Annotated in this window: 19 protein-coding genes, 1 tRNA gene and 2 pseudogenes; 11 read left to right on the top strand and 11 right to left on the bottom strand. The window is 60.8% G+C overall.

Annotated features, from left to right (window positions below):
• Positions 1-90 precede the first annotated feature (90 nt).
• The 3 genes and pseudogenes from DH10_RS38275 to DH10_RS37690 all read left to right on the top strand — a co-directional run.
• Positions 91-420: pseudogene (locus tag DH10_RS38275) on the top strand (CBS domain-containing protein); the annotation flags it as partial.
• 47 nt (positions 421-467) lie between these two features.
• Positions 468-965 carry a BON domain-containing protein gene (locus DH10_RS23700; RefSeq protein ID WP_192248810.1) on the top strand — a complete coding sequence of 166 codons (498 nt, stop codon included), beginning with the start codon at positions 468-470 and terminating at the stop codon, positions 963-965.
• A gap of 106 nt (positions 966-1071) precedes the next feature.
• Positions 1072-1194: a hypothetical protein gene (locus DH10_RS37690; protein ID WP_281396762.1), complete on the top strand. Its 123-nt coding sequence runs from the start codon at positions 1072-1074 to the stop codon at positions 1192-1194.
• 2 nt (positions 1195-1196) lie between these two features.
• Here DH10_RS37690 and DH10_RS23695 read toward each other — a convergent pair whose 3' ends face one another.
• Both DH10_RS23695 and DH10_RS23690 read right to left on the bottom strand, forming a co-directional pair.
• Positions 1197-2444: a type II toxin-antitoxin system HipA family toxin gene (locus tag DH10_RS23695; RefSeq protein ID WP_192248814.1), complete on the bottom strand. Its 1248-nt coding sequence runs from the start codon at positions 2442-2444 to the stop codon at positions 1197-1199.
• Entirely contained in the window at positions 2441-2770 is a 330-nt protein-coding gene (locus DH10_RS23690) for a helix-turn-helix domain-containing protein (RefSeq protein WP_192248817.1), read from the bottom strand. The genes DH10_RS23695 and DH10_RS23690 overlap by 4 nt, the downstream gene beginning before the upstream one ends.
• Before the next feature lie 239 nt (positions 2771-3009).
• On the opposite strand from DH10_RS23690, the gene repC reads away from it, so the two are divergent.
• A complete protein-coding gene (repC, locus tag DH10_RS23685) occupies positions 3010-4290 on the top strand; it encodes a plasmid replication protein RepC (protein WP_246506112.1) in 1281 nt (426 codons plus the stop codon).
• Between the two features lie 102 nt (positions 4291-4392).
• On the opposite strand, the gene DH10_RS23680 is transcribed toward repC, so the two are convergent.
• The 5 genes from DH10_RS23680 to DH10_RS23660 form a co-directional block, all read right to left on the bottom strand.
• Positions 4393-5559, bottom strand: coding sequence for an ATP-binding protein (locus DH10_RS23680; RefSeq protein WP_192248820.1), 1167 nt, complete (start codon positions 5557-5559; stop codon positions 4393-4395).
• Positions 5560-5813: 254 nt separating this feature from the next.
• Positions 5814-6854, bottom strand: coding sequence for a GSU2403 family nucleotidyltransferase fold protein (locus DH10_RS23675; RefSeq protein ID WP_192248823.1), 1041 nt, complete (start codon positions 6852-6854; stop codon positions 5814-5816).
• 462 nt (positions 6855-7316) lie between these two features.
• Positions 7317-8702 (bottom strand): hypothetical protein, encoded by a 1386-nt coding sequence (locus DH10_RS23670; RefSeq protein ID WP_192385406.1) that lies wholly within the window; start codon positions 8700-8702, stop codon positions 7317-7319.
• Position 8703: 1 nt separating this feature from the next.
• Entirely contained in the window at positions 8704-9822 is a 1119-nt protein-coding gene (locus DH10_RS23665; RefSeq protein WP_192248830.1) for an MFS transporter, read from the bottom strand.
• Positions 9823-10015: 193 nt separating this feature from the next.
• Positions 10016-10741, bottom strand: a complete 726-nt coding sequence (locus tag DH10_RS23660; protein ID WP_246811627.1) for a helix-turn-helix transcriptional regulator — start codon at positions 10739-10741, stop codon at positions 10016-10018.
• 432 nt (positions 10742-11173) lie between these two features.
• Here DH10_RS23660 and DH10_RS23655 point away from each other — a divergent pair, with 432 nt between their 5' ends.
• A complete protein-coding gene (locus DH10_RS23655) occupies positions 11174-12172 on the top strand; it encodes a class I SAM-dependent methyltransferase (protein ID WP_192385404.1) in 999 nt (332 codons plus the stop codon).
• 138 nt (positions 12173-12310) lie between these two features.
• Positions 12311-13270: a LysR family transcriptional regulator gene (locus tag DH10_RS23650; protein ID WP_192248839.1), complete on the top strand. Its 960-nt coding sequence runs from the start codon at positions 12311-12313 to the stop codon at positions 13268-13270.
• A gap of 199 nt (positions 13271-13469) precedes the next feature.
• Here the strand turns inward: DH10_RS23650 and DH10_RS23645 are convergent, their stop codons facing one another.
• Both DH10_RS23645 and DH10_RS23640 read right to left on the bottom strand, forming a co-directional pair.
• Entirely contained in the window at positions 13470-13613 is a 144-nt protein-coding gene (locus DH10_RS23645) for a hypothetical protein (RefSeq protein ID WP_192248842.1), read from the bottom strand.
• 28 nt (positions 13614-13641) lie between these two features.
• Positions 13642-13830 (bottom strand): hypothetical protein, encoded by a 189-nt coding sequence (locus DH10_RS23640; protein ID WP_192248845.1) that lies wholly within the window; start codon positions 13828-13830, stop codon positions 13642-13644.
• A gap of 818 nt (positions 13831-14648) precedes the next feature.
• Here DH10_RS23640 and DH10_RS23635 point away from each other — a divergent pair.
• Together DH10_RS23635 and DH10_RS23630 are read left to right on the top strand one after the other, a co-directional pair.
• A complete protein-coding gene (locus DH10_RS23635; RefSeq protein ID WP_192248848.1) occupies positions 14649-14870 on the top strand; it encodes a DUF6471 domain-containing protein in 222 nt (73 codons plus the stop codon).
• Between the two features lie 13 nt (positions 14871-14883).
• Positions 14884-15273, top strand: a pseudogene (locus tag DH10_RS23630) (transposase); the annotation flags it as partial.
• 430 nt (positions 15274-15703) lie between these two features.
• Here the strand turns inward: DH10_RS23630 and DH10_RS23625 are convergent.
• A tRNA-Pro gene (locus DH10_RS23625) sits at positions 15704-15780 on the bottom strand.
• Positions 15781-15980: 200 nt separating this feature from the next.
• Here DH10_RS23625 and DH10_RS23620 point away from each other — a divergent pair.
• On the top strand, positions 15981-17501 hold the full coding sequence (locus DH10_RS23620; protein WP_192248851.1) for a phosphomannomutase/phosphoglucomutase: 1521 nt from the start codon (positions 15981-15983) through the stop codon (positions 17499-17501).
• Positions 17502-17517: 16 nt separating this feature from the next.
• Here the strand turns inward: DH10_RS23620 and DH10_RS23615 are convergent, their stop codons facing one another.
• Positions 17518-18405: an NmrA/HSCARG family protein gene (locus DH10_RS23615; protein WP_192248855.1), complete on the bottom strand. Its 888-nt coding sequence runs from the start codon at positions 18403-18405 to the stop codon at positions 17518-17520.
• A 98-nt stretch (positions 18406-18503) separates the two neighbouring features.
• Here DH10_RS23615 and DH10_RS23610 point away from each other — a divergent pair, with 98 nt between their 5' ends.
• Positions 18504-19391, top strand: coding sequence for a LysR family transcriptional regulator (locus tag DH10_RS23610; RefSeq protein WP_192248859.1), 888 nt, complete (start codon positions 18504-18506; stop codon positions 19389-19391).
• A 56-nt stretch (positions 19392-19447) separates the two neighbouring features.
• Positions 19448-21457: mannose-1-phosphate guanylyltransferase/mannose-6-phosphate isomerase (locus tag DH10_RS23605; RefSeq protein ID WP_192385403.1), on the top strand; the 2010-nt coding region annotated here is incomplete at its 3' end.

The raw sequence follows: 21457 nt of genomic DNA, 5'->3' as shown, positions 1-21457 counted from the left end.
GCTCGCCGGTATCGAAATTACGATGCAAAAAAGTTATGCTAAAGCGACAATAAATTTCGTTTGTACTGCATATTCGTTTGTACTGCATAAATGAAAGGGCGAAGCTTTCGCCACGGCTTGGCGGCCGACGCTGACGATTCAAAGCGGCGAGAGTGCGAAATCTTGCGAAAGGCGCGGCGAGGCCCGCACACGATGGATAGGTCCAAACGCGATAGCTACCAGGTGCCTTCGTGGCCTGGCGTTCGGCCTCGCGGCAGGGCGCGGGCGCTGATCGCAATGGACATCATGACGTCACCAGTAGTCGCGGTGGGGCCGGACAGCACATTGGACGAAGTGTGCGACCTCCTCGTCACGCGCGATTTGAGCGCCGTTGCGGTGATCGACCAGGGTGTGCTGCTCGGGATCGTAAGCGAGGAAGACCTGATCCACAGAGCGGAAATCGGGAAAGCCACACCGCGGCGTTCTTGGTGGTTTCAGCTCTTCGGCAACAATACGGCGCTCGCGGCGGACTATTTAAGGTCGCACTCCATCCATGTGACGGACGTCATGACCAGAAAAGTGGTCACCGTTTCGTTGAGCACCCGATCGACGAAATCGCCGCACTGCTTGACGTCAATCGCACCCGGCGCGTCTTCGTCGTCAATAGCGAACGCGTCGTGGGGGTCGTCGCCCGGGCGGACCTGGTGCGTGCGCTGGCTTCCGTCAGGAAGAGCCTGCCTCGCCCGGTCTCATTCCATGACGATGCCAGTATCAGGCGCGAAATTGTGAGTGCCCTGCGCTCCGAGGCATGGCCGTCGATCGGAGAAGCTGATGTGATGGTGACCAACGGGGTGGTCGCCCTTTGGGGCGGCTACATGTCGGAACAGGAACGGAAGGCATCGCTTGTTCTGGCCGAGAACACCGCCGGCGTTCGGGCGGTCGATGATCACCGCGTTCCGCTCGACATTGCCTACGCGATGGTTTGAAGGCTCGACACGGACCGAACCAGTGGGCATCGACGTTAAGGCGCGCCGCCGCTGGCACCGGAAATCACGATGCTCTAAGGAGCCTAAACGATGTGAAGTTCGCGCGATGAGCGAAATTCCAGTGGACAGCGCGGTCATCGACGGTGAGGTTGTCGTCCTGAACGAGGGAAGTCTCTCCAACTTCGCGGCGCTGCGCAAGGCAATCACAGCGCGCCAGCATGATCTCTAAATTTAGAGCGCCAGCGCCCTATTGAGATCATCGTGCTCAAAGGCGCTCGCCATTCGGTTGATCTCGGCCGACCGCGCGCCCACCGCCTTGGCCGTATCACGCCACGTCGTGGTCACCGTCGCGACTTCCTTGATGATCGTTCGCGCCTGCGCGAGCGTGAGTCCAAAGAATTCCGATGCCGCCTCCAGCAGATCGAGAGAACACGTACCGTCGTCGAGGTCGATATTGGTCGTCAGAACCCGTGGTTTGAGATCAGTCGGGACGGGATTGATGTCGTAGGCAGGCGAGAGCGACCATCCGGCCTTCCCCGACCAAAGGAAGCCGTGGTTGCGCAGGTGATCATCGACGTTGGAAATAAGCACGTTGAAGACGACACGGCGATAAAGCGCATGCGCATCGGGTTTTCCGTGGGCGCCATGTTGCGTGAGTGCATCGACCATCTCGGGGTAGCTGCCGTGCTCACCGTCCTTGGCTCCCATCATCGCCATCGCGGACAGGAACGGGATACGGATCGTGCCGTCGCGATCGAAGCGTCTCGACAGCATGACCGGCTTGCCGGCGACTTTGATAAGATCGTGCTGCGGCGTGGTGATGCCGGCCTGGCCGGCCATGCGCAATGCGATCTCTTCCCAGGTCTCTATGCTGTAGTCATCTGTCTCCTTGGGAAACTTGGCGATTGCGAGATGGCCGTGTTGGTCGATGACCGACGCCTTCGGCCGCGCGCCACCCAGGGAAGAGCCAGGGGCAAAGATCAGTCGGAGATCTTCATCCGTCTCCTCATCCCGAAGGATTCGCTCGGTGATTTGTAGAAGCCGCCCGAGTTCGATGAGTGCAGGGACGCCGTCATGGATCGGCGCTTGGTAAACCTCTTCGCCGACCCATCGGAAGCGGAGAGCGCCAAGCCTCGTCTCATCCGCGACGCCGAGAAGGTAATCGCTCTCCATAAGGGTGCGAACGGCACGTCCATCGCGCTCCGCCAGGCGACGCTCGGAACGCTGCATGAGGCGTCGTCCCCAAGTGTCGGGAGCGGAGTCACCGATCGAGCCGAATGTGGCCAGTCCGGCAGGGGGGGCAAAGGCACCGCGGGTCAGCGCGAGAGCGGGTTCGAGGGAGAACCGGTCCGAATCCTTGAGCCATCCGCTGTCATATTCGAAGAGGATCGTCTCCGTGCCGCGGCCGCGATTACTCCTCGCCAGCCCGACGGGACGCGTGTGGCCGCCAAGATCGATATGGACCTCGAAGTCAGTCATCGCGACGTCCCGGGTGGCCGCTTAAGATGGACGTGCTTGGGTAGTTCCGCGCTGGCCAGAGCCTGGCCGACCTTGTCATTGCTGATGTCGGCCACCAGGCTCAGACCATCGAGCAGGCCGAGTGCTTGAAGAACGCCTGCATATATGCCGATGCTGACGTTGGTGTCGCCGGCTTCGACCCGTTGCAAGGTCGAGCGCGAGGTGAAGGCGCGTTCGGCGACGACAGCCATTGGGAGCCTGCGCCGCCGCCGGGCATCGTGGATATCCGCTCCCAGCTTGCGCAGGGCGCGTCTAACAGCGGCTGGAGGATTGTGTGGAGTGGGCATTTGACACCTTCGCACTGCAGATTAGGCAATTATGTAGCACGAAGATTACAATTTTCCTAGTGTGACCAACATGATCCGATCTCGAAGCGTGCGCTCGCCTGCATCGAGCACCCGGCCGTCTGATCGAAAGTCAGTAGGTTCAAAGTGGGTCCGGCACGTCTCCAACCTATTTCGCCAGAAACAGCGTGGTTCTGACATCAGGACGCCTTGCGGCGTGTCATGGAGCCGAGTTCGGCAAGATGGCCAGCAGCTACCGCGCCATAGGCGACCGACAGCGCGGCCTGATGGCCGCAGCACTTGCCGGTGTCGCTGCGCATCCCAATGACAGCGGTCTCAAGAGAGGCTACCGCAAAATCCGTGGCGGGCGCTTGAGGCAGGTGGTGGCGTTGAGGAGACGGGCAACCTCGTCGCGGCTGAGCACCACGGGCAGCTTGCGCGGATGCTTTCATCGCGCCAGACAAGGCGTGCCCCTTTCGAAGTTGCCGGCAACCACGCTGCGCCGTCATCTGGCGGTGCTGGTCGACTGCGGGCTGGTCATTCGCCCGGACAGTCCGAACGGCAAGCGCTTCGCGCGCAACGGCCGGGGAGGGGAGATCGAGCAGGCCTATGGCTTCGATCTGGCGCCGATCGTGGCGCGCGCGGAAGAGTTCAGGGAGCGCGCCGAAGCGGTTCAGGCCGAGAAGAAGGCGTTTCGCGTCGCCCGGGATCGCCTCACGCTGCTACGCCGCGACATCGTCAAGATGATCGACGCCGGCATCGAGGAGAAGGTGCCCGGCAATTGGGGCCGCATTCTGCAGGCCTATCAGGCGATCATCGGCCGGCTGCCGCGCACGGCCTCGAGACAGTTGATCGAGAGTATCAACAGCGAGCTTGAGGACCTCTGGGCGGAAATCCGTGACACACTGGAATCATTCGCAAAAACTCCGAATCCGGACGCCTATGAGTCCCATTCCGGTCGCCACATACAGAATTCAAACCCAGACTCTCCATCTGATTCTGAAAGCAGCTCTAGAAAATATGATGAAGCGGCGACGTTTGCGGAAACCGAGAACGTACGCAGCCTGCCAAAACGGGATTTGCCCTTGGGTATCGTGCTGGATGCATGCCCGAATCTGCGCGAACTGGCCCAGGGCGGCCAAATTCGCCATTGGCGCGATTTTCTGGCCGCGGCGGAGGCCGCCCGGCCGATGCTCGGCGTCAGTCCCGGCGCCTGGAAGGCCGCGCTGGATGTGTTGGGCGAGCAGCAGGTCGCGATTACGCTCGCCGCGATCTACCAGCGCAGCGCGCAGATCAACAACGCCGGCGGTTACCTGCGCAGCCTGACTGAGCGTGCCAGGGACGGCAAATTCTCGACTTGGCCGATGGTGATGGCGCTGCTCAGGGCCAAGCTCGATGCCGGCAAGCCGGAACAAGCGGCCAGGAAGGGGCAGGGCGCGCCGCAAGCGAGCCGTCCACCGAGTGGCGAAAGTCTTCAGGTGTCGGACGCGCTGCGCCGCAGCCTGGAAAAGCCGAAATGGTGATGTGTTGCGTGGAAAGTCGATGCAAAGAGCCGGGTAACGGCTTCGGAGCAGGGGGAGGGGGCTCTTGAGCCCGCCTTGAGGGAATAATGCAGGAGCTTCGCATCATGCTTCGTCAAGCAGCGCCCGGCCCAGATCCTGCAAGGGCATCGCTTCGATGCCATGCTGGAGCGGAAAACGCTCCGCTCCTGGAAAGACGACGATACGCCGCTCCGGAGCAAGGTCCTCGCAGGCCTGGTGGAAGCCTTTTTCCACCTTTGGCGTCAGGCTTCGCTTGATTTCGATGGCCCAGAGGCGCTGGCCCGGCAATGTGAGCAGCAAGTCGATCTCCGCACCCGCGGCTGTTCGGTAGAAATTGCTCATCGTGCCCGCGGGTGCGGTCGCGGTGAGGGTTTCGATCACGAACCCTTCCCAGGAGGCGCCGGCCACCGGATGTCCGAGCACGTCTTCCTGCGTGGCGAGCCCAAGCAGCGCATGGGCAATGCCGCTGTCGCGGACATAGACGCGTGGGGATTTGACCAGCCGCTTGCCGACATTGGCGTGCCAGGGTTCCAGCCGGCGAACCAGGAGGAGATCGACGAGCAGGTCGAGATAAGACGCGACTGTCTTGCCATCGACGCCGAGCGCGCGGGCGAACTCGGCGGCGTTGAGCAGGCCGGCCTGGTGGTGCGCCAGCATGGTCCAGAAACGGCGCAGCGTCTCGGCCGGGATGCGCGGGCCGAGGAGGGGGACGTCGCGCTCCAGATAGGTGCGGATGAAATCCTGCCGCCACCGCTGACTGGCCCGGTCGCTGGCTGCCAAGAAGCTGTCGGGGAAGCCGCCGCGCACCCATAGCGGACCAAGGTCGGCGGCGCCGACTTCTATACCGTCGATCGGCCGCATTTCGAGATAGGCGATGCGGCCGGCAAGGGTCTCGCCTGACTGCTTCAGGAGGTCGATCCATGCCGATCCCAGCAGCAGGAAGCGGCCGGCTTTCCGACCGGCGCGCCGGCCTCGGTCGATCAGCCCGCGCAGGTTCTGAAACAGGTTCGGCAGCCGATGGACCTCATCCAGGATGACCAGCTTGTCCTCATGCTCGCCCAGATAAAGCTCCGGTTCGGCAAGCCGGGCGCGGTCGGCCTCGGATTCAAGGTCGAGGTAAATCGAAGGCCGCCGTTCGGCTATTTCGAGCGCAAGTGTGGTCTTGCCGACCTGACGCGGCCCGAGCAGCGCCACGGCGGGCATGCTGTCCAGCAGCTCGGTGAGTTCGGTCGTGATGCGGCGCGCAATCATCCTGGCAATTATGGAGTGTAGTTCCAATTTTGCAAGGAAGAAACGTAGCAGCGGTCAGGATAGCGGCCCGGAGCATGACATCTGAAACACGATGACGAAGTGCAACGGAGACCCAGTCCACGCGATGAGGAGGAAGTGACGCTTCGCCTGGAAGTCGGGGATTGCCCGGTTGGACGATGCGAAGCCGCCCTGTCAACAGTTGCGCCTACCAGGGAAGTTTCAAAGTAGGTTCTGATGATGCATTACTTATGGCGTCAGGGCGTCGGCGCCGACCGCTTGAAAAGATGACAGGCGTCCTCGAAAACAGCCTGGGGAAGGACGCGAAGCTCTTTTGCTTCGTACGGAAGGTGCTCGAGATATTGCGCCGTAAGACAAGCAACTGCATGCGCTTGGGCTAGGTCGCGCCGGCGCTTAATTGGCTCGCGATCAGGCTGTTTCGAGACCCAGAATTTGTGAGCAGCAAAGATCCTGGGATCGGGAACGATCAGGCGTAACGGTCCGCCTTTTTCATCAATCGCGATTGCTTCGAACGCCGGGGCATTCTCCAGCCATGCCAAACCGGCGATCTCGGCCGCCACCAATTCGTCGTCGGCCTTGCCAACAGTTGCGCGCGTCTGCTTCCAAGCCGGGTTCGCAAGCGGCTTGATCAGATCAACAAGATATCCATCGCGGTTGACCGCGCGGAACGTCGCGGACGACCGCTCGAACGAACGATCGACCTTGCGTAAAAGGTTGATGAGTGCCCCATCTTCAATGTTGGTTCCGGCAACGATTCTGAGCGATTGGCGGGCATCCATGAGGAGATCGATATCTTCGGTCGTCGTGATCCCCGGATCCACAAAAACCCCGGCCGCCGCCTCGTAGGCATAGATGGCGTTCGTTCCCACGATGCGAATGCCTTCACCCAGAATACCGGCATCATCGATTGCTCTGATAATCCGTGCGGCGATCAAGGGAACACGCCCAAGCCTGAGCGCTCGATTAACCGCGGATTGACGCTCCATTTGCTCCTGTCGCGCCGAGAGCGTCTGCCGGGCGGCAGCGCGAGACGCCTCCCAATTGGCTTTTCGAGTTTCGGTTGCAGGCGAGCGCCGGCCTTCCACCTTCTGGCGTCGCGCCCCGGTGGAATCGTAGTAGCTGCGCATAAGGTGTTCGGTGCCGTTTACCGTATGCCAAACGAGGGACCCTCGAAAGCTCTTCGCCTTTCTCCTGCCCTCGGTCAGCGCGGCGAAGCGCTGATCGGAGTTGATTTTTTCGCGCCGTTGATCGTTATTTAACTCAATAAAATCAGTCACTTCAACAGATGCTCCGTCAGCGCCTTGAAACTGTTGCAGATTACTCGGAGCGAAGGCCCACTGCAACAGTGGAGCACAAATTCATGCGAGACTGTTGATGTTATTGTAAAAAATGAAGAATTGATACCGCGCAGCAGACATTGCCTGTTCTCGGCGACCTGCGTGCATCCAACTGCGGGCAGACCCCCGGAATTAGATGCCAACCACCAGCGCTCCACCGGTTAGGCCTGCTCCCCGCCGTCCGCCAGCAGCAGTTTATCGCCCGGCCGAAGCGGTTGAACGTCCTGCAACTCCAAAGCTCGCGTCTTATTCTTCGCGGGACAATACCCAGAATGCGGACGCGCATCTTGCACTTGGGCGGCATTGGCAGGATCTCGTTTGCGAGATGGCCCCGGCCGAGACGACCTCAAGTCTCCTTCTTAGCGGCCCACCAATTTAGCCCGGGGGCGGCGCGATTTGGAATCACGAGAACGCCCATTTTGCATCGGATGCTCCGGTCGCCTGATCCTGTAGCCTTACGCAAAGCTCGGTCCAACGAGGGTCGGAAACAAAGCCGCCCATGCTTCCACATGCTTCTACGAAGGGCATGTTGCCGAAGTGGTACATGATGTCGCCGATTTCGCTTTTGAATAGCTGGAAGGGATCGTCGTCGCATTCAATTACCCTATGCCCCCAAGCGCCTGGCAGATCGTCGCTTGCGAGCGCACGTCGAAGATCGGCATCCGCGCCGACGGCTTCGAGCGCTCGACAGAAAACGTAACGCATCAGGGGATAGTAGATTGGCTGATGGCTCCCTCCGAGCGCGCGTACGCCAGGCAGGATCGACAAGACCAGAAACATCAGGAGTAGATTCGGAACAAGGCTGCGGCTCGTCAGTCCGTCGGTGATGTCGGGAACAGCGAAGCGAGCTACCTTCGATCCGGTTGCCGGATTGATGAGTTCTCCAGCCATCAGCCGCAGTGGCAGGCGTCTCCCGTTTTCATAGAACCAGAAGAAATCTGTACCGCGCGCGAGCCAACCGCTCCAGGGCCCGTCCACAAGCCTATCGATCTCGGCAAGGATGTTCGTAGCGAGCTTCGGATCTTCCAGAAAGCGCGCCCGTAGCCAGGAATTCTCGTCCGACAGATGGTCCACCACAAGGTCGGCAATATCCTCGTCATCGATCTGGAGGAAAGCAAAACCGCCTCCGAACAGCTTTGGCCAAAGGGCGAGATTGGCTGCCTTGATGGCATGCGCGGGCCGCTCGAATTGCGGGTCTGGCAAAAGGCTGCGAAGCAGCCGGAGAGCGTCTGACTCAGTGCCTTGCTCCGCAGGCACCAGCTCGAACCGATAGGCTCCCGGCCCGGTCAGGAGGTTATGTCCAATCATCCGGCTTCGGCTGAGGCCGAAGACGTTGATCGGCTTGCCATCCACGGTGAGCCAGCCAGGCCCCTTGCGCGGCCTTTCGACAAGGCTGACCGTTGAAACGGCATAAGACACGTAACTTGAGCAGCCGTGAGTCGAGAGACCAAGGAGACTGAAGAGATGAGTATAGTATGCTTCCGGTTCCATCAGGAGAAACAGATGAGGGCCTGTCTGCAGCACGCGGCGTTCTTCGCATTCCCTGCAGATTTGCTCGACAGTACTGAGCGGCAGTCCGTTTCGCTTTCCTGCCTTCCCGATCGCGTCAAGCAGCTTGGTTAGGGCACGACGGCGGATTATTGGCTCGGCTTTAGCGCTTGGCGCTTCAAACAGGCGAGAAGCGTAGTCGCGGAGGGGCTTCAAATAGTAGGGTCGCATCCACGGGTAGAGCGCCGCTAGCGATCCAAGGACGGCCCCTTTCGCATCGGTGTCTGCCAGATCGTTCACCTCATGATTTCTCCTTTTGCCGCGTGATACCGATGCTCAATGCAGGAACGCTGATAAGCAGCACAACGCCGAAACTGAAGAAAACCGTTGAAGGAAATACACTGTCACCCAAAAGGGCTGCGGCGCTGAAAATGAGCATTCCCAGCGCCACAGCGAAACTATGCATGACGCCTTTGGCCCTGCCCAATGCACTATCGCATACCCGCGACTGCAATGTGACCTCGACGCTGACGCGCCCAAGGTTGTACACAAACCCAAGTGCCGCAAAGATGATCAGCGACCAAGGTAGGGGCATAAGTGGCAGCGCCGTCAGCGAGAGCGCAGTTGGGCCCAAAAGCACGAAATGCAGTCTGTGAGCACTTATTGTTCGTGTCAGCCTGACGGCAAGAACAGCTCCGATCAGTGAGCCTACCGACCACGTCGCCTCGACGTAGCCGAAATCGACGGCGGTACCTTTCTGTTCTTCGAAAACAAAGCTTGACCCCATCACACTGACCAGCACCGCGCCTCCATAGAGGAGCGCGTGGACGGTAAAGAGGCGAGCCAAACGCAAGTCAATGTTGAGTGCAAAGCTTTGGGCCCCGTTCACACTGTCCGACTTCGAATCCAACCGCACCGAAAACAGGCTGATTGCTGAAACAAAGAAGAACGCAGCAAGGACGGTGAACGCCAGGGCAGCGGAGTGCTCACCCAGCACGGGCCCGAAAAGCAGAGCCGCCCCGAGACAGCCGGATTGAATGACGAAGAAGACAGTGGAATTTGAGGTCGCGAGATCGCCGCCCCGCGTCACAACGGGGATCACTGACTGCGAGCTCGTAAGAGCCACTCGGTCACAAAATGCGAAGAGGACCGCTGAGAGGCAGATCGTCAGGAACACGTCCTCGTAGAGAAGCGCGCAAGCTGTGGCGAGCATGATAGCGAAGCGACCGAGGTCCCCAGCGATATTCAACCGCCGTCGGTCAAACCGATCCGCCACCACGCCGACCAGAGGGCTAGCGACGAGTTCGACTACACTGACGATCGCAAGCATCGTCGCCACACCGGTGCTTCCGTGCCCCGCGTCGACAAGGACCCATGCGGATGCAATGTAGTAGCCGTTTCGTCCGACGGCCGCCGACATCGTACTGGCCAGGAACCCGAGGAGCACCCGGGATTGGACGGTCGGTCTTTGGTCACAATAAATTCGACATGCCTCTGACATGGGCGGCGCATCCAACCATACAGCCGCTCGTCATACCCGCTGCAGCGAAGCCTTCTTTACAGCGATGCCGGACTTTTTAGATTCTTGCTGAAATCAGCCAGACCGTAGGGGTCTATGTCTTGCACTTGCGCCGGAATTCGATCGGATTGGCGCCGAAGGCTCGCCTGAAAGCGGTCGTGAAATGGCTCGAACTGCTGAAGCCGCATTCCATCGCGATTCTGGTCGCCGACAAGTTGGTCGATCGAAGCATATCCGCGGACTGCTCCAGCCGACGCCGTGCGATGAATGCATGCGGCGTCATTCCTGTCGACTGCTTGAAGGCCCTGCTGAAATGAAACCGGCTGATACCAAGCTCTCGTGCGAGGTCGGCCAGAGTGGGCCTGTCGTCTGACAACGACTCGATCATTGCCATCACCCGTTTGAGATCGAAAGCCGACAGACCGCCCTTTGCCGGCTGACGGCTGTTTCGATTCAACCTGACCAACTGCACGAACAATTGCGCGACCTGGCTTTCAACCATCGTGGCGCTGATCGGATCGGGATACCTGAGCTCGTCGGCTATCCTCTGCAGCGCCATCTCTATGGTGCTGTCTCGAAATCCGATCCACGGTGGCAGTTCCGCCGGGCGGCAGAAGGCTGATCCCCCAAAAGTCTGTTCGGCGAATTCCCGGTCGATCGACACCAGCAGGTAGGACGCTGTCGCATCACCCTCGTCCCAGCCAGTCCACTCGCGATCGGCAGGGATGTATATTATCGAGCCAGGCCGCCTTGCCGAGAAAGAAACCCGGCGCCCATCGATGAAGTCTTCTCCGCGCCGCACCGCGCCCTTCAGGTTCATCAGGAACATATGCCGGGGATGCGAAATCCTTGTTTCCTGTCGCTCCAATCCCGTCCTACTAATTAAGTCCACCCGTATATTTCCCCAGCTCTCATAGTGATGAGCCAGCGTCTGGTGCCGTGAAGGACGTATCTTGTTGGGGTCAAGGTAAAAGGTCTCCGCCAATCGAAACGACCTCCTTTTAACGAGAAGCTCGCGCTCGTGTTTTGCAGAACCCCAGGTTGCTGGACAAATCACAAATAATTCTGAGTTGGTGGAAGATGTGGCTTTAGCGAAAAAACGGCAAACGAATGAAAGCCGTTACTACCAGGCCGGTCTATCCGATCCTTCCGCCTATACTCGACCAAGCGGAATATTCAGTCACGCTAATTTTCATTTTTTCGTCGAGCTTTAGGCGTCTCACCGATCAAACGGTTGTGGAGGTATATTGCTATGCGGGGACTCGATGATTTTCTGGCCGAATGCGACCGAGGCCCGCGGATCAACGAACTTACAGGCTTCTTTGCGGCGACCGCCGCCGGCCAGAGCGGAATGCCAATCCGGAAACCCTCAGTCGACGCGCGGCTGCTGCCCAGCGATGATCTGCTTCGCGGTCTGGTCGGCCTGCATGCGGCCCGGCAAGGCTTTTTCGACCAGCACTACCACGGCAGCATTCCCTACCGGTTGGAGGAGGAATGCCGAATGGCCTACGCCATGCTGAAATACGCGCGGTATTGTCTGGCTCCGCTGTCGCTATACAGCCTTGGGACAGCGGAGGGCACCATGGCGAGGACACTGTCGGAGTTGTCCGGTGGAAAGATCCGCAGCCTGTCGTGCAGCCCCAACGCGGAAAACTACAAGTGCTTCATGGCATATGGCGAACCGCCGGGCGCCGACCTCTTCGTTGGGCCCTTTCATCGACTGACCAAGGACGTTCTTAGCTCAGACGTCCGGCTGGCAAAGTTCGCGTCTGGATTCGATTTCATTCTAGAGGACACCACCTTCCAGATGTACTCGCCAAACAGGTTGAAGCAGATCGAGTTTGTCACGCAGCACCTCAAGGACGGAGGCATCTTCGTTTTCGTCGAAAAGTTTCGAGCGGCTGACGAAAACGACTACGCGCGCCGGGAGTGGCAGAAGGATTTCGGTTTCAAGGCGCGGTACTTTCCACAAGATGAAATCGAGAAAAAGAAGACCGCCGTTCTCAAGACGATGTTCAACAATGAGGTGACGCTGGAAGAGATGTTCCACGCAGCGGGCAGGCATTTCAATCACTGCGTCCTTACATGGAACAGTGGAAACTTCTGCAGCCTTGCAGCGAGCAACAGCAGAGAAAATCTCAACCTGTTCCTTTCGCAGATGGCGGACCCGGCCATTCCAAGCGAATATGTCTACGAGGCCAGTTTGAATCGGGGCCCCACCGACTACGCTGCCGGCCTGCAGCAAAAATGATGGCTCAGCGATGCTCTTTGAGACCGCGTCGTGCGGGCAAACGCACCCCTTCTGACCGCGATCCGCGCGGAGAACTGCCCGAACGCGTTGCGCCAAAACAGACATGATCCATGACAATATCCGCAAGACGCCCGATGCATGATGCGCAACGGCAACGCCCTTCGATTACTGGCCTACGCCTTTGCAGCCGTGGATCACGGCAGCCTGCGTCAGGCGGCAAGAGCCCTTAGGGTCCGGGAATCCTCCGTAAGCCGCAACGTCGTTAAACTTGAACAGCTTTTGGAGATGCAGCTGTTTGAGCGCGACGTTCGCGGCGTTCGTTTGACCGAGGCAGGGCGAGCCTGGACCGAGGTCGTACGGACCCATTTCGAAGGTTTGCAGGAAGCTTTCCGGGACACCGCCCGCGACAATAGGGACGCAAAGACGGTCCGGATTGGGCTGTGCGCGATAGCGGGAGGAGAATTCCTGAAGCGCCTTATCGATCGCTTCCGCAAATCCTGTCCAGATGTCAGTTTGGCCATCGAGGATATTCCGCGCGAACAATGCCTGGCGGCCGTATACCGTCGGCGCTTCGACATCGTCTTTGCGCCAAGCCTCGGCACCGTCACGTCGTGCTGCGCCGAGATGCTTTGTCGGGAGCGTGTCTTCGTTCTAATGCCTGCTGGTCATCCGCTCACCGAAAGGCGGGTTGTCACATGGGCGGATCTTGCGGACATGCAACTGCTCGTCCCGGTCGGAACGATCGGACCGTTGCTGGATTTCCATATGCTGGAAGGCATCCTTGCCGAGGGGTGCCGCCCAACTGTCAAGATGTGCAAACCTGGCCAAGCGACGGTCATCTTCAATGTACAGCTAGGCCAAGGCGTTACGTTGGCAGGGGAGAGCTTCGCTCAAACAGTCGCCATTGATGCAACGGCGTGGAGGCCTCTTGATGGCCACAACAGTCTCTGCTCGATCAAAGCCTTTTGGCTTGAAACGAATCCGAAACGTGCCGTTTTGCGGCTGATTGGCCTTGCCAGAAAGATGGCGAATACGATTCCGAGACCAGAACACCTGCGGTCCGCATGCGTTCGTGACCGCCTCGATCGTCGTCCCTAGCCCAGCGATCACACCGCAAAGATTGAGAGATCTTGTCGCGCAGCCGTTGTTGCCTGTTCCCGGATCCTAGCAAACCGAACACGGGGGCCTCTGACCCGCCAACAAGCCTATTGCCCTTGGTTGGCTGCGCGTTCGCTGATGTGAGCAGCCATTTCACGCGATGGTGGGCAGCTATTTCACGCGATGGTGAGCGCTCGTTTCATTTGATCGTGAGCAGGGATTTCGCGCGATCATGAACTGGGAGGTTTCGCGAGCGCGCCTTGGAGACGATCGCGTCGGCCGCATCTGCTTGGAAGTCGGGGTGGTGGTGGCCATAGGTCTGGATCAGCATGTCGACGGTCATGCCGAGGAAGCCGGCGGCTGCCCAGGGATCAGAGCCCTGTTGCATCAGTCGAGGTTACATAGCCTTCTCGATGATAGTTGTTCAGCGCTGACCGCAGGTCCTCCAGCTGTCGCCTAACGGCGGCACCGCCCCCGTGCGCTTTGGCATAGTCACGGCAGATCTTGCCGTGGATGTCGCCAATCATCATGTCGCCGAACCAGTTCAGCACCGCGACCATACGGCCAGCGGTTTCTTTCGGTTTGGCCTCCCGCGCGAGCTTTCATCGGAGCTGGACCTGCACTACGACGACGAGGATCTCCACGCCCTTGGGCAACAATCAAAACATTCCGCCGTGCTGCCATGTGGTCCTAACATAGCAATCCAACAACGAAAGTTCCACGGCGCCCAACCGCGCTGTGATCGCCAACCTCAGCCTGCAGAAAGACAATCAGCCCGTGAAACCGCGTCGCTTCGGCTGGAGATAGCGGCCAGCATCGCGTTCCCAGACGATACGATGGGCGCAACCGACCTACGCAACTATGAGGACGGTTGGTCACCGAAATGATCGCCAAGAAAAGTATGTCACCTTGGCCGCGATCGCCGAGATGAGGGAAAGATGTCGAGGACTTCGAAAGGGGCACGCCTTGTCTGGCGGGACGAAAGCAGGAAGCAGGACGGAGCCTTGCGCAGCCGGGCCGGCTGGTTCATCCGCGATGGCAGCACCTTCATCAGCGCTTGCGGCGGCACTGGCAACCGCGAACGCGCTGAAAAGCGGCTCGCCAGTTACATCACCGAAAAGTACCAGCCAGTCCGCGAGCGCGGTCGTGATCCCGCTACCGTCGCGATAGCAGACGCCGTTAGTGTTTACCTAACAGACGTCGCGCCCAATCACGGTCCGCCAGCACCTTTGCCGTTTGTACGGTCGATGGTCATGTGGGGGTCCTTTTGGGTTCGTTTAGGATAGTCCATATAAAGTACCATAGTACTATATTCGATACATAAGTAGCAATAGGGGACTGCAATGGGTTGCGAAAGTTTTTGGCGGAGAATGTTCGGATGACCGAATCCGAGTGGGAGCGGTTGATAAGCGGCGTGTTGAAGGCCGAGCTGAAGCTCCAAGGCCTGAGCTATACCGACTTAGCCGAGAAGTTGGCAGCCATCGGGGTCGAAGAGAAAGTGCCCAACATCCGCAACAAGCTATCGCGCGGGCGCTTCACTGCCGTCTTCTTCGCGCAGTGCCTTAAGGCGATAGGGTCGAAGAGGCTGAAGCTCGACTGAAAGTGAGAGGGGCCTGGCCGACCGTTGGGCCTTCCTGCGTCATCTGAAGCCTGTTCGCAGCAGTCTATGCCAAGCCGGCCTTCGCCGGCCCCAAGCGGTGCTCGCCTACCTTTCGCACTACACTCAGCGGGTCGCCATCTCGAACTGCCGCCTGATCGCCATGTCCTGCCGCGTGGGTTCCACCGCATCCGTCGCTATGGGCTGCTCTCCGGCTCCGCCCGCAGGGCCAGCCTCGCACTCGCGCGCGAACTGCTGAACGTCGCTCCGCCGGAAGACGACACTCCGGAAGAACCAGCTAACGTCCGCCCGCGTTGCCCTTGCTGCGGCGGACGCACGGTCATCATCGAGACGTTCGAACGGTGGAGGGAGTCGCGGACCGCCGAACACAAGGGCGACCAACCGGACAAGGCATCATGACCCGGCATGGCCCGTTTGCCCACACGACCGCGCCACGATCGAGCGTTCAACGGGTGTACGTCGCTGTGTCGCCAGTCGCGCGGCACGCGGACCCCGTCAGAATCACCGCGCAGTCCCTGCGACCTGGCCCGGAAATCCCGTACGCGACATGCCGACTGCACCCTATGCGGAAGTTCGCGACAGGCGCTGGCACGCCCCGAAACACAAATCCCCATAACTCACCACGGGCGGCCCGCGGGTTCCTGCATCAGAGACCTTCGTACGCCTGACAGCACCCGAAACCCTTCAGCATTCTAAGACAATCGATTGCCAGCATCTCGATGTTATATACCGAGCAGCGGGTATACTTTTCAACCATTCTGTGGGGATATCTGTGGGGTAGCCGAAGTGTCAAATCGCTAACCCATTGTTTTTTCTGGTCGGAGTGGCAGGATTTGAACCTGCGACCCCATCGTCCCGAACGATGTGCGCTACCAGACTGCGCTACACTCCGTGACCAGACGGCGGGCTTATAGCCGCCGCTTTCCGATCCTGCAAGCGCCAATGGCTACTTGTGTCGCATTTCGCCGGCTTTCACCAAGGTTGTCTGGAAGGCATGGGATTTAGCCATCGGGTAAAGACCGGCTTAAAGGCTTTTATGATAAGCCGCAGGCCCATAAATCGGCATTCCGGTCCCCCTTGGAGTTTCCACCATTGCCCCTGACGATTGTTGGCGAAGCCCGGCCCAACAGCTTCGAATTCGAGACCTCGGCGCTGATCAAGGCGTCGGGCTTTCGCGAATATGACGCGCGCTGGTGGTTCGGCCATCCCGGCTCGACGAAGGCGCCGGAGCTCAATTTGATCGGCGTCCAGGCGCTCGGCATGGGTCTGGGCACGCTGATCCGCCGCCTGGGTGCCGGGCAGGACATCGTCACCGGCCATGATTTCCGCTCCTATTCGCTATCGATCAAGCTGGCGCTCGTTTCCGGTCTGATGGCGGCGGGCGCACGCGTGACGGATATCGGCCTGGCCCTGTCGCCCATGGCCTATTTCGCCCAGTTCGCGCTCGATACGCCTTCAGTCGCGATGGTCACCGCCTCGCACAACGAGAATGGCTGGACCGGCGTCAAGATGGGTGCGGCGCGGCCGCTCACCTTCGGCCCGGAAGAGATGAGCGCGCTGAAGAGGATCGTGCTCAACGCAGACTTCGACCTCGCCGGCGGCGGCGCTTACGAATTCGTCTCCGGCTTTCGCGAAACCTATCTCGACGATCTGACCAGGGGAAAGCGGATATCGAGAAAGCTCAAGGTGGTCTGCGCCTGCGGCAACGGCACGGCCGGCGCCTTCGCGCCGGAAGCGCTTGCACGCCTCGGGTGCGAGGTGATCCCGCTCGATGTCGAGCTCGACCATGGCTTTCCGCGCTACAACCCGAATCCAGAGGACATGCAGATGCTGCATGCCATCAGCGAAAAGGTGCTGGAGACCGGTGCGGATGTCGGATTGGGCTTCGACGGCGACGGTGATCGCTGCGGCGTCGTCGACAATAAGGGCAACGAGATCTTCGCCGACAAGGTCGGCGTCATGCTCGCGCGCGACATCTCCAGTTTGCATCCGGGCTCGACCTTCGTCGTCGACGTCAAATCGACCGGACTGTTCGCTACCGATCATGTGCTCAAGGCGAACGGTGCCATCGCCGACTACTGGAAGACCGGCCATTCCTACATCAAGCGCCGCGTCACCGAACTCGGCGCCGTCGCGGGCTTCGAGAAGTCCGGCCATTTCTTCTTCAACCCGCCGATCGGCCGCGGCTATGACGACGGGCTGATCACGGCGATCGCCGTCTGCCAGATGCTCGACCGCAATCCGCAACGATCGATGGCCGATCTCTACCGCGCGCTGCCGCTGACCTATGGCACGCCGACCATGTCGGCGCACTGCGCCGACGAGGTGAAATACGGCGTGGTCGAGCGCGTCGTGGCCGATTTCCAGGCGATGCGGCGCGATGGCGATGATTTCGCCGGCCAGAAGATCGCGGCGCTGATCACCGTCAATGGCGTGCGTGTCGTCGCCGAGGACGGCACCTGGGGTCTGGTGCGCGCCTCCTCCAACAAGCCGGAGCTCGTCGTGGTGGTGGAGAGCCCGGTGTCGTCCGACCGGCGTCGGCAGATGTTCGAAGCCGTCGACGCCGTGCTGCGCCGCAATCCGGAAATCGGCGCCTACAACCAGACTTTTTAGCGCAGCGATCGAACGGTCAGCCGGCGGATGGAGCCCGTTCGAGGGCGCTCCAATCGAACGCTTTCGCCCAATCGGCAAAACTGTGCCAGCGCACCTCCGGGAAATCCTTGCGCAGAGCAGCGATGTCGACGTCGTAGCCGACGCGGTCGAACCATTCGAACATCGCAGCCGCATCCTCGCTCTGCTGGCGGGCCACGGCGATCGGGATTTCCTGATAGGTGATCGGCCGGCCGATAGCCTGTGACAGGATCCGCGCCTGCTCTTCGCCTGACAGCTCATCGCCTGCGAAATCGAAGCGCCTGCCGAACACGCTTTCACGCCGTTCGGCCAACGCCGTGACGAAGGCGCCGATATCCGCCAGCGCAACCAGTTGCAGAGGCCGTTTGGCGGGTAGCGCGAAGGCCTGGATGCCTTGGCTGAGCGCGCCGATCGACCATGGCGCGACGGCATTTTCCATGAAGGCGACCGGCGCACTGATCGTATGGGGAATGCCGAGCCCGGTGATGTGCCGCTCGACCAGATATTTGCTCTCGAAATGCGGGATGCCGGTCTTCTTGTCGGCGTCGGCGACAGAGGAATAGATCAGATGCCCGATGCCGGCAGCTTTCGCCGCGTCGGCGGCAATGATGCCCTGGCGGGTCTCCTCTTCCATCCCTGCCTCGTAGCTATTGCCCATCAGGAACATGGTGTCGACGCCCTTTGCTGCGTCGATAACCGAAGCCGCGTCGGCGAGATCGCCGGCAACAATGTTCGCGCCCGCCGATGCCAGTAGCCGGGCAGCATCGCTGTCCGGCCTGCGCGTCAGCGCTTTCACGCTGTGGCCCCTCGAAAGAAGGGCGCGCGCGACGGCGCCGCCCTGTTGGCCCGTCGCGCCGGTGACGAGAACGGTTCGTTTGCTGGTCATCTATCTGCTCCTTCGGTTTGCATGGAGCAAAGTTAGGGACTGTCAAATTGATGCATAATTGCCTATAATTGAGAAACTTTGTCCCATTGATGAATACAATGTTTGACCTTAACGACGTCGTCGTCTTCGCTCGTGTTGTGGAAGCCGGAAGCTTCACCGCAGCCGCGCGGCTGCTCGCCATGCCCAAGACGACGGTCAGCCGCCGTGTGGCCGCGCTCGAGCGCGAGGTCGGCGTCCGCCTGCTGCAGCGCACGACGCGCAGCCTCAGCATGACGGATGCCGGCCGCCTCTATTACGAGCAGAGCAGCCAGGCGCTGCGCACGATCGAGGAAGCAAATCTGCGTCTCGCCGAGGCAAGGGCGGAACCGACAGGCACCATCCGCATTTCTGCGCCCGTCGGTTTCGGCCCTTATTTTCTCAATCGTGCCGTCGTCGACTTTCTTGAGATGTACCCAAAAACCAAGGTCGAGCTTCGCCTCACCGACGAGAGGCTCAATCTTGTCGAGGATGGGATCGATGTTGCTTTCCGCACCGGGGTGCTCGAGGACTCGACCTTGATCGCCCGCAAGCTCGGCGCCACGCACAGACTGCTCTGCGCCAGTCCGGACTATCTGGCGCGCAATGGAGCGCCGGGCATGCCGGCGGACCTAGCTCGCCACGATTGCGTGATTGCCGGCCCTTCGGCGGTCAGCGCCCACTGGGTGCTGGACGGGCCGGATGGGCAGGAGACGGTCACAGTGACCGGACGCTTCGCTGCCAACGAGATGCAGGCGGTCGTCACCGCCGCCCTTGCCGGTTACGGCATCGCTCAAATCCCCAATGCAATAGCCGAAGGGCTGATAAGCGAGCGGCGGCTGCGCCGGGTTCTCGGCAGCCATACCACGCCTGCCGGCGGGCTTTATGTCCTTTATCCGAGCAGCCGCCATCTTTCGCCCTTGGTCAAGGCCTTTATCGATCTGGCAGCTGAGCGAATTTCCACCCGGTAAACACCGCTTAAAGCATCTGTGCTACCGGATCGGCCAACTTTGAGCGTGAGACCCGAATGAGCCAGCGCATCGTCAGTTTCGTCATGAGCGGCGGCGTCGGTTCGCGGCTATGGCCACTGTCGCGCGAGGACAATCCCAAGCAGTTCCATGACCTCTCCGGCGATGGCTCGATGCTGGCCAAGACGTTGCGCCGGCTAGCGGCTCGGCCCGAGGGCGAGACGCCGATCTTCCTGATCGCTTCGGAGCGCCACGCCGAGCGCGTCCATGCCGACCTTGCCGGCCTCGATCTCGCCGGCGGCGGTCCGCTTTTCGAGCCGACCGGGCGCAACACGGCGGCAGCCGTGGCGCTGGCGAGCCTGCGCACGCTCTCCGAATTTGGTGACGAGCTTGTTCTGGTGGTGCCCTCCGACCACGAGATCTCCACCGCGCGCCAGTTCTGGCAGAGCATTGAAGCGGGCGCTGCCGCTGCCAGTGCCGGCCGCCTGGTGGTGTTCGGCATCAAGCCGACGCAGCCCGAGACGGGCTATGGCTACATCGAAGTCGCCGCCGACCGGGACGGCGTGTTCGACGTCTCGCGCTTCGTCGAGAAGCCCGATCTTGCCACCGCGCAGACCTATCTCGATGCCGGCAATTTCTACTGGAACACCGGCATCTTCCTGTTTCGCGCCGGCGCCATGCGTGATGCCTTCGCCGCCTTCGAGCCGAACATCTGGCAGGCGACAGAAGTCGCCTATCACGCGGCGACCAGCGATCTTTCCGGCCTCTACATCCCGCTGGAGCTTTATTCGGCGATCCCGTCGACCTCGATCGACTACGCCATCATGGAGCGGGCCAAGGACATCGCCATGGTGCCGGCCGGCTTCCGCTGGAACGACCTCGGTTCCTGGCAGTCGCTGCTCGATGTCGGCCCGTCCGACAACAACGGTAATGTCATCCTCGGCGATGTCGTCGCCATCGATTGCGAGAACTCCTACATCCGCAGCGACGGCCGCCTGCTTTCGGCCATCGGCATGAAAGACGTCGCCATCGTCTCGACCGCCGACGCCACTTTCGTCGCGCCGGTCAGCCACAGCCAGCACGTCAAGAAGATCGTCGAGCAGCTGGAGAAATCCGGCCGGCTGGAAACGAGGTTCACGCCGGCGCATGACCGCGTCATCGAGAGCGGCGCCTGGCGGCGGCGCGTGCGCCACTGGCTGTTCGAGGAGACGCTGCCTTTGTGGTCGACCATCGGTGTCGACGATCGCCATGGCGGCTTCCATGAAGCGTTGGGCTTCGACGCCACGCCGCTGATGGAGCCCAAGCGCATGCGCACGCAGGCGCGCCAGGTCTATGCTTTCGCGGTCGCCAAGGAGCGCGGCTGGGACGGCCCCGCCGATCGGCTGATCGCGCATGGCATCGACTTCATGGCAGGTCGAGGTCGCACCGACAAAGGCGGCTGGGTGCGCACGCTCAACATCGACGGCTCAGTCGCCGATCCGGTCGAGGACGCCTACGACCATTCCTGCGTGCTGCTCGCGCTGGCGCACGCCCATATGTCGGGTCATCCCGAAGCCTTGCGGCTCGGCGAAGAGACCTTCGCCTTTCTCGACGCTCATCTTGAGGACAGCCGCATGACTGGCTTCCTCGAAACGTCCGACGGCGAGGGCGAGCGTCGCTCCAACCCGCACATGCATCTGCTCGAGGCTTTCCTTGCCTGGCACAAGGCCACCGGCGAGCGCGCCTATCTGCGCCGCGCCGCGCGCGTCATCGACCTCTTTCGCAGCCATTTCTTCGACGCCGAAAGCTGGACGCTGGGCGAGTATTTCGACGACGGCTGGAAGCCCGTGGCGGGCGAGAAGGGCGCCTGGACCGAGCCCGGCCACCATTTCGAATGGGCCTCGCTGCTCGTCGATTTTGCCGCCCGCAGCGGCCAGGCCGAGCTTACCGGCTTTGCCCGCAAGCTCTATGCCTCCGCCGTCGCCAACGGTCTCAACCGCGCCACCGGCCTTGCCTACGGCGCTGTCTCGCGCCAGGGCCTGCCGCTCGACCGCGTGTCGCGCAGCTGGCCGCAGGCGGAAGCGGTGAAG

It is taken from the genome of Mesorhizobium silamurunense (assembly GCF_014843825.1).
Classification (GTDB): Bacteria; Pseudomonadota; Alphaproteobacteria; order Rhizobiales; family Rhizobiaceae; genus Mesorhizobium; species Mesorhizobium silamurunense.
This window is presented reverse-complemented; position numbering and strand designations above follow the sequence as displayed.

Excerpts from the sequence above, each read along its gene's own strand:
- DH10_RS37690 (WP_281396762.1), top strand. The coding sequence starts at position 1,072 with ATGAGCGAAATTCCAGTGGACAGCGCGGTCATCGACGGTGAGGTTGTC.
- DH10_RS23695 (WP_192248814.1), bottom strand. The coding sequence starts at position 2,444 with ATGACTGACTTCGAGGTCCATATCGATCTTGGCGGCCACACGCGTCCC.
- DH10_RS23690 (WP_192248817.1), bottom strand. The coding sequence starts at position 2,770 with ATGCCCACTCCACACAATCCTCCAGCCGCTGTTAGACGCGCCCTGCGC.
- repC (WP_246506112.1), top strand. The coding sequence starts at position 3,010 with ATGGCCAGCAGCTACCGCGCCATAGGCGACCGACAGCGCGGCCTGATG.
- DH10_RS23680 (WP_192248820.1), bottom strand. The coding sequence starts at position 5,559 with ATGATTGCGCGCCGCATCACGACCGAACTCACCGAGCTGCTGGACAGC.
- DH10_RS23665 (WP_192248830.1), bottom strand. The coding sequence starts at position 9,822 with ATGTCGGCGGCCGTCGGACGAAACGGCTACTACATTGCATCCGCATGG.
- DH10_RS23660 (WP_246811627.1), bottom strand. The coding sequence starts at position 10,741 with ATGAACCTGAAGGGCGCGGTGCGGCGCGGAGAAGACTTCATCGATGGG.
- DH10_RS23655 (WP_192385404.1), top strand. The coding sequence starts at position 11,174 with ATGCGGGGACTCGATGATTTTCTGGCCGAATGCGACCGAGGCCCGCGG.
- DH10_RS23650 (WP_192248839.1), top strand. The coding sequence starts at position 12,311 with ATGATGCGCAACGGCAACGCCCTTCGATTACTGGCCTACGCCTTTGCA.
- DH10_RS23645 (WP_192248842.1), bottom strand. The coding sequence starts at position 13,613 with ATGACCGTCGACATGCTGATCCAGACCTATGGCCACCACCACCCCGAC.
- DH10_RS23640 (WP_192248845.1), bottom strand. The coding sequence starts at position 13,830 with ATGGTCGCGGTGCTGAACTGGTTCGGCGACATGATGATTGGCGACATC.
- DH10_RS23635 (WP_192248848.1), top strand. The coding sequence starts at position 14,649 with ATGACCGAATCCGAGTGGGAGCGGTTGATAAGCGGCGTGTTGAAGGCC.
- DH10_RS23615 (WP_192248855.1), bottom strand. The coding sequence starts at position 18,405 with ATGACCAGCAAACGAACCGTTCTCGTCACCGGCGCGACGGGCCAACAG.
- DH10_RS23610 (WP_192248859.1), top strand. The coding sequence starts at position 18,504 with ATGTTTGACCTTAACGACGTCGTCGTCTTCGCTCGTGTTGTGGAAGCC.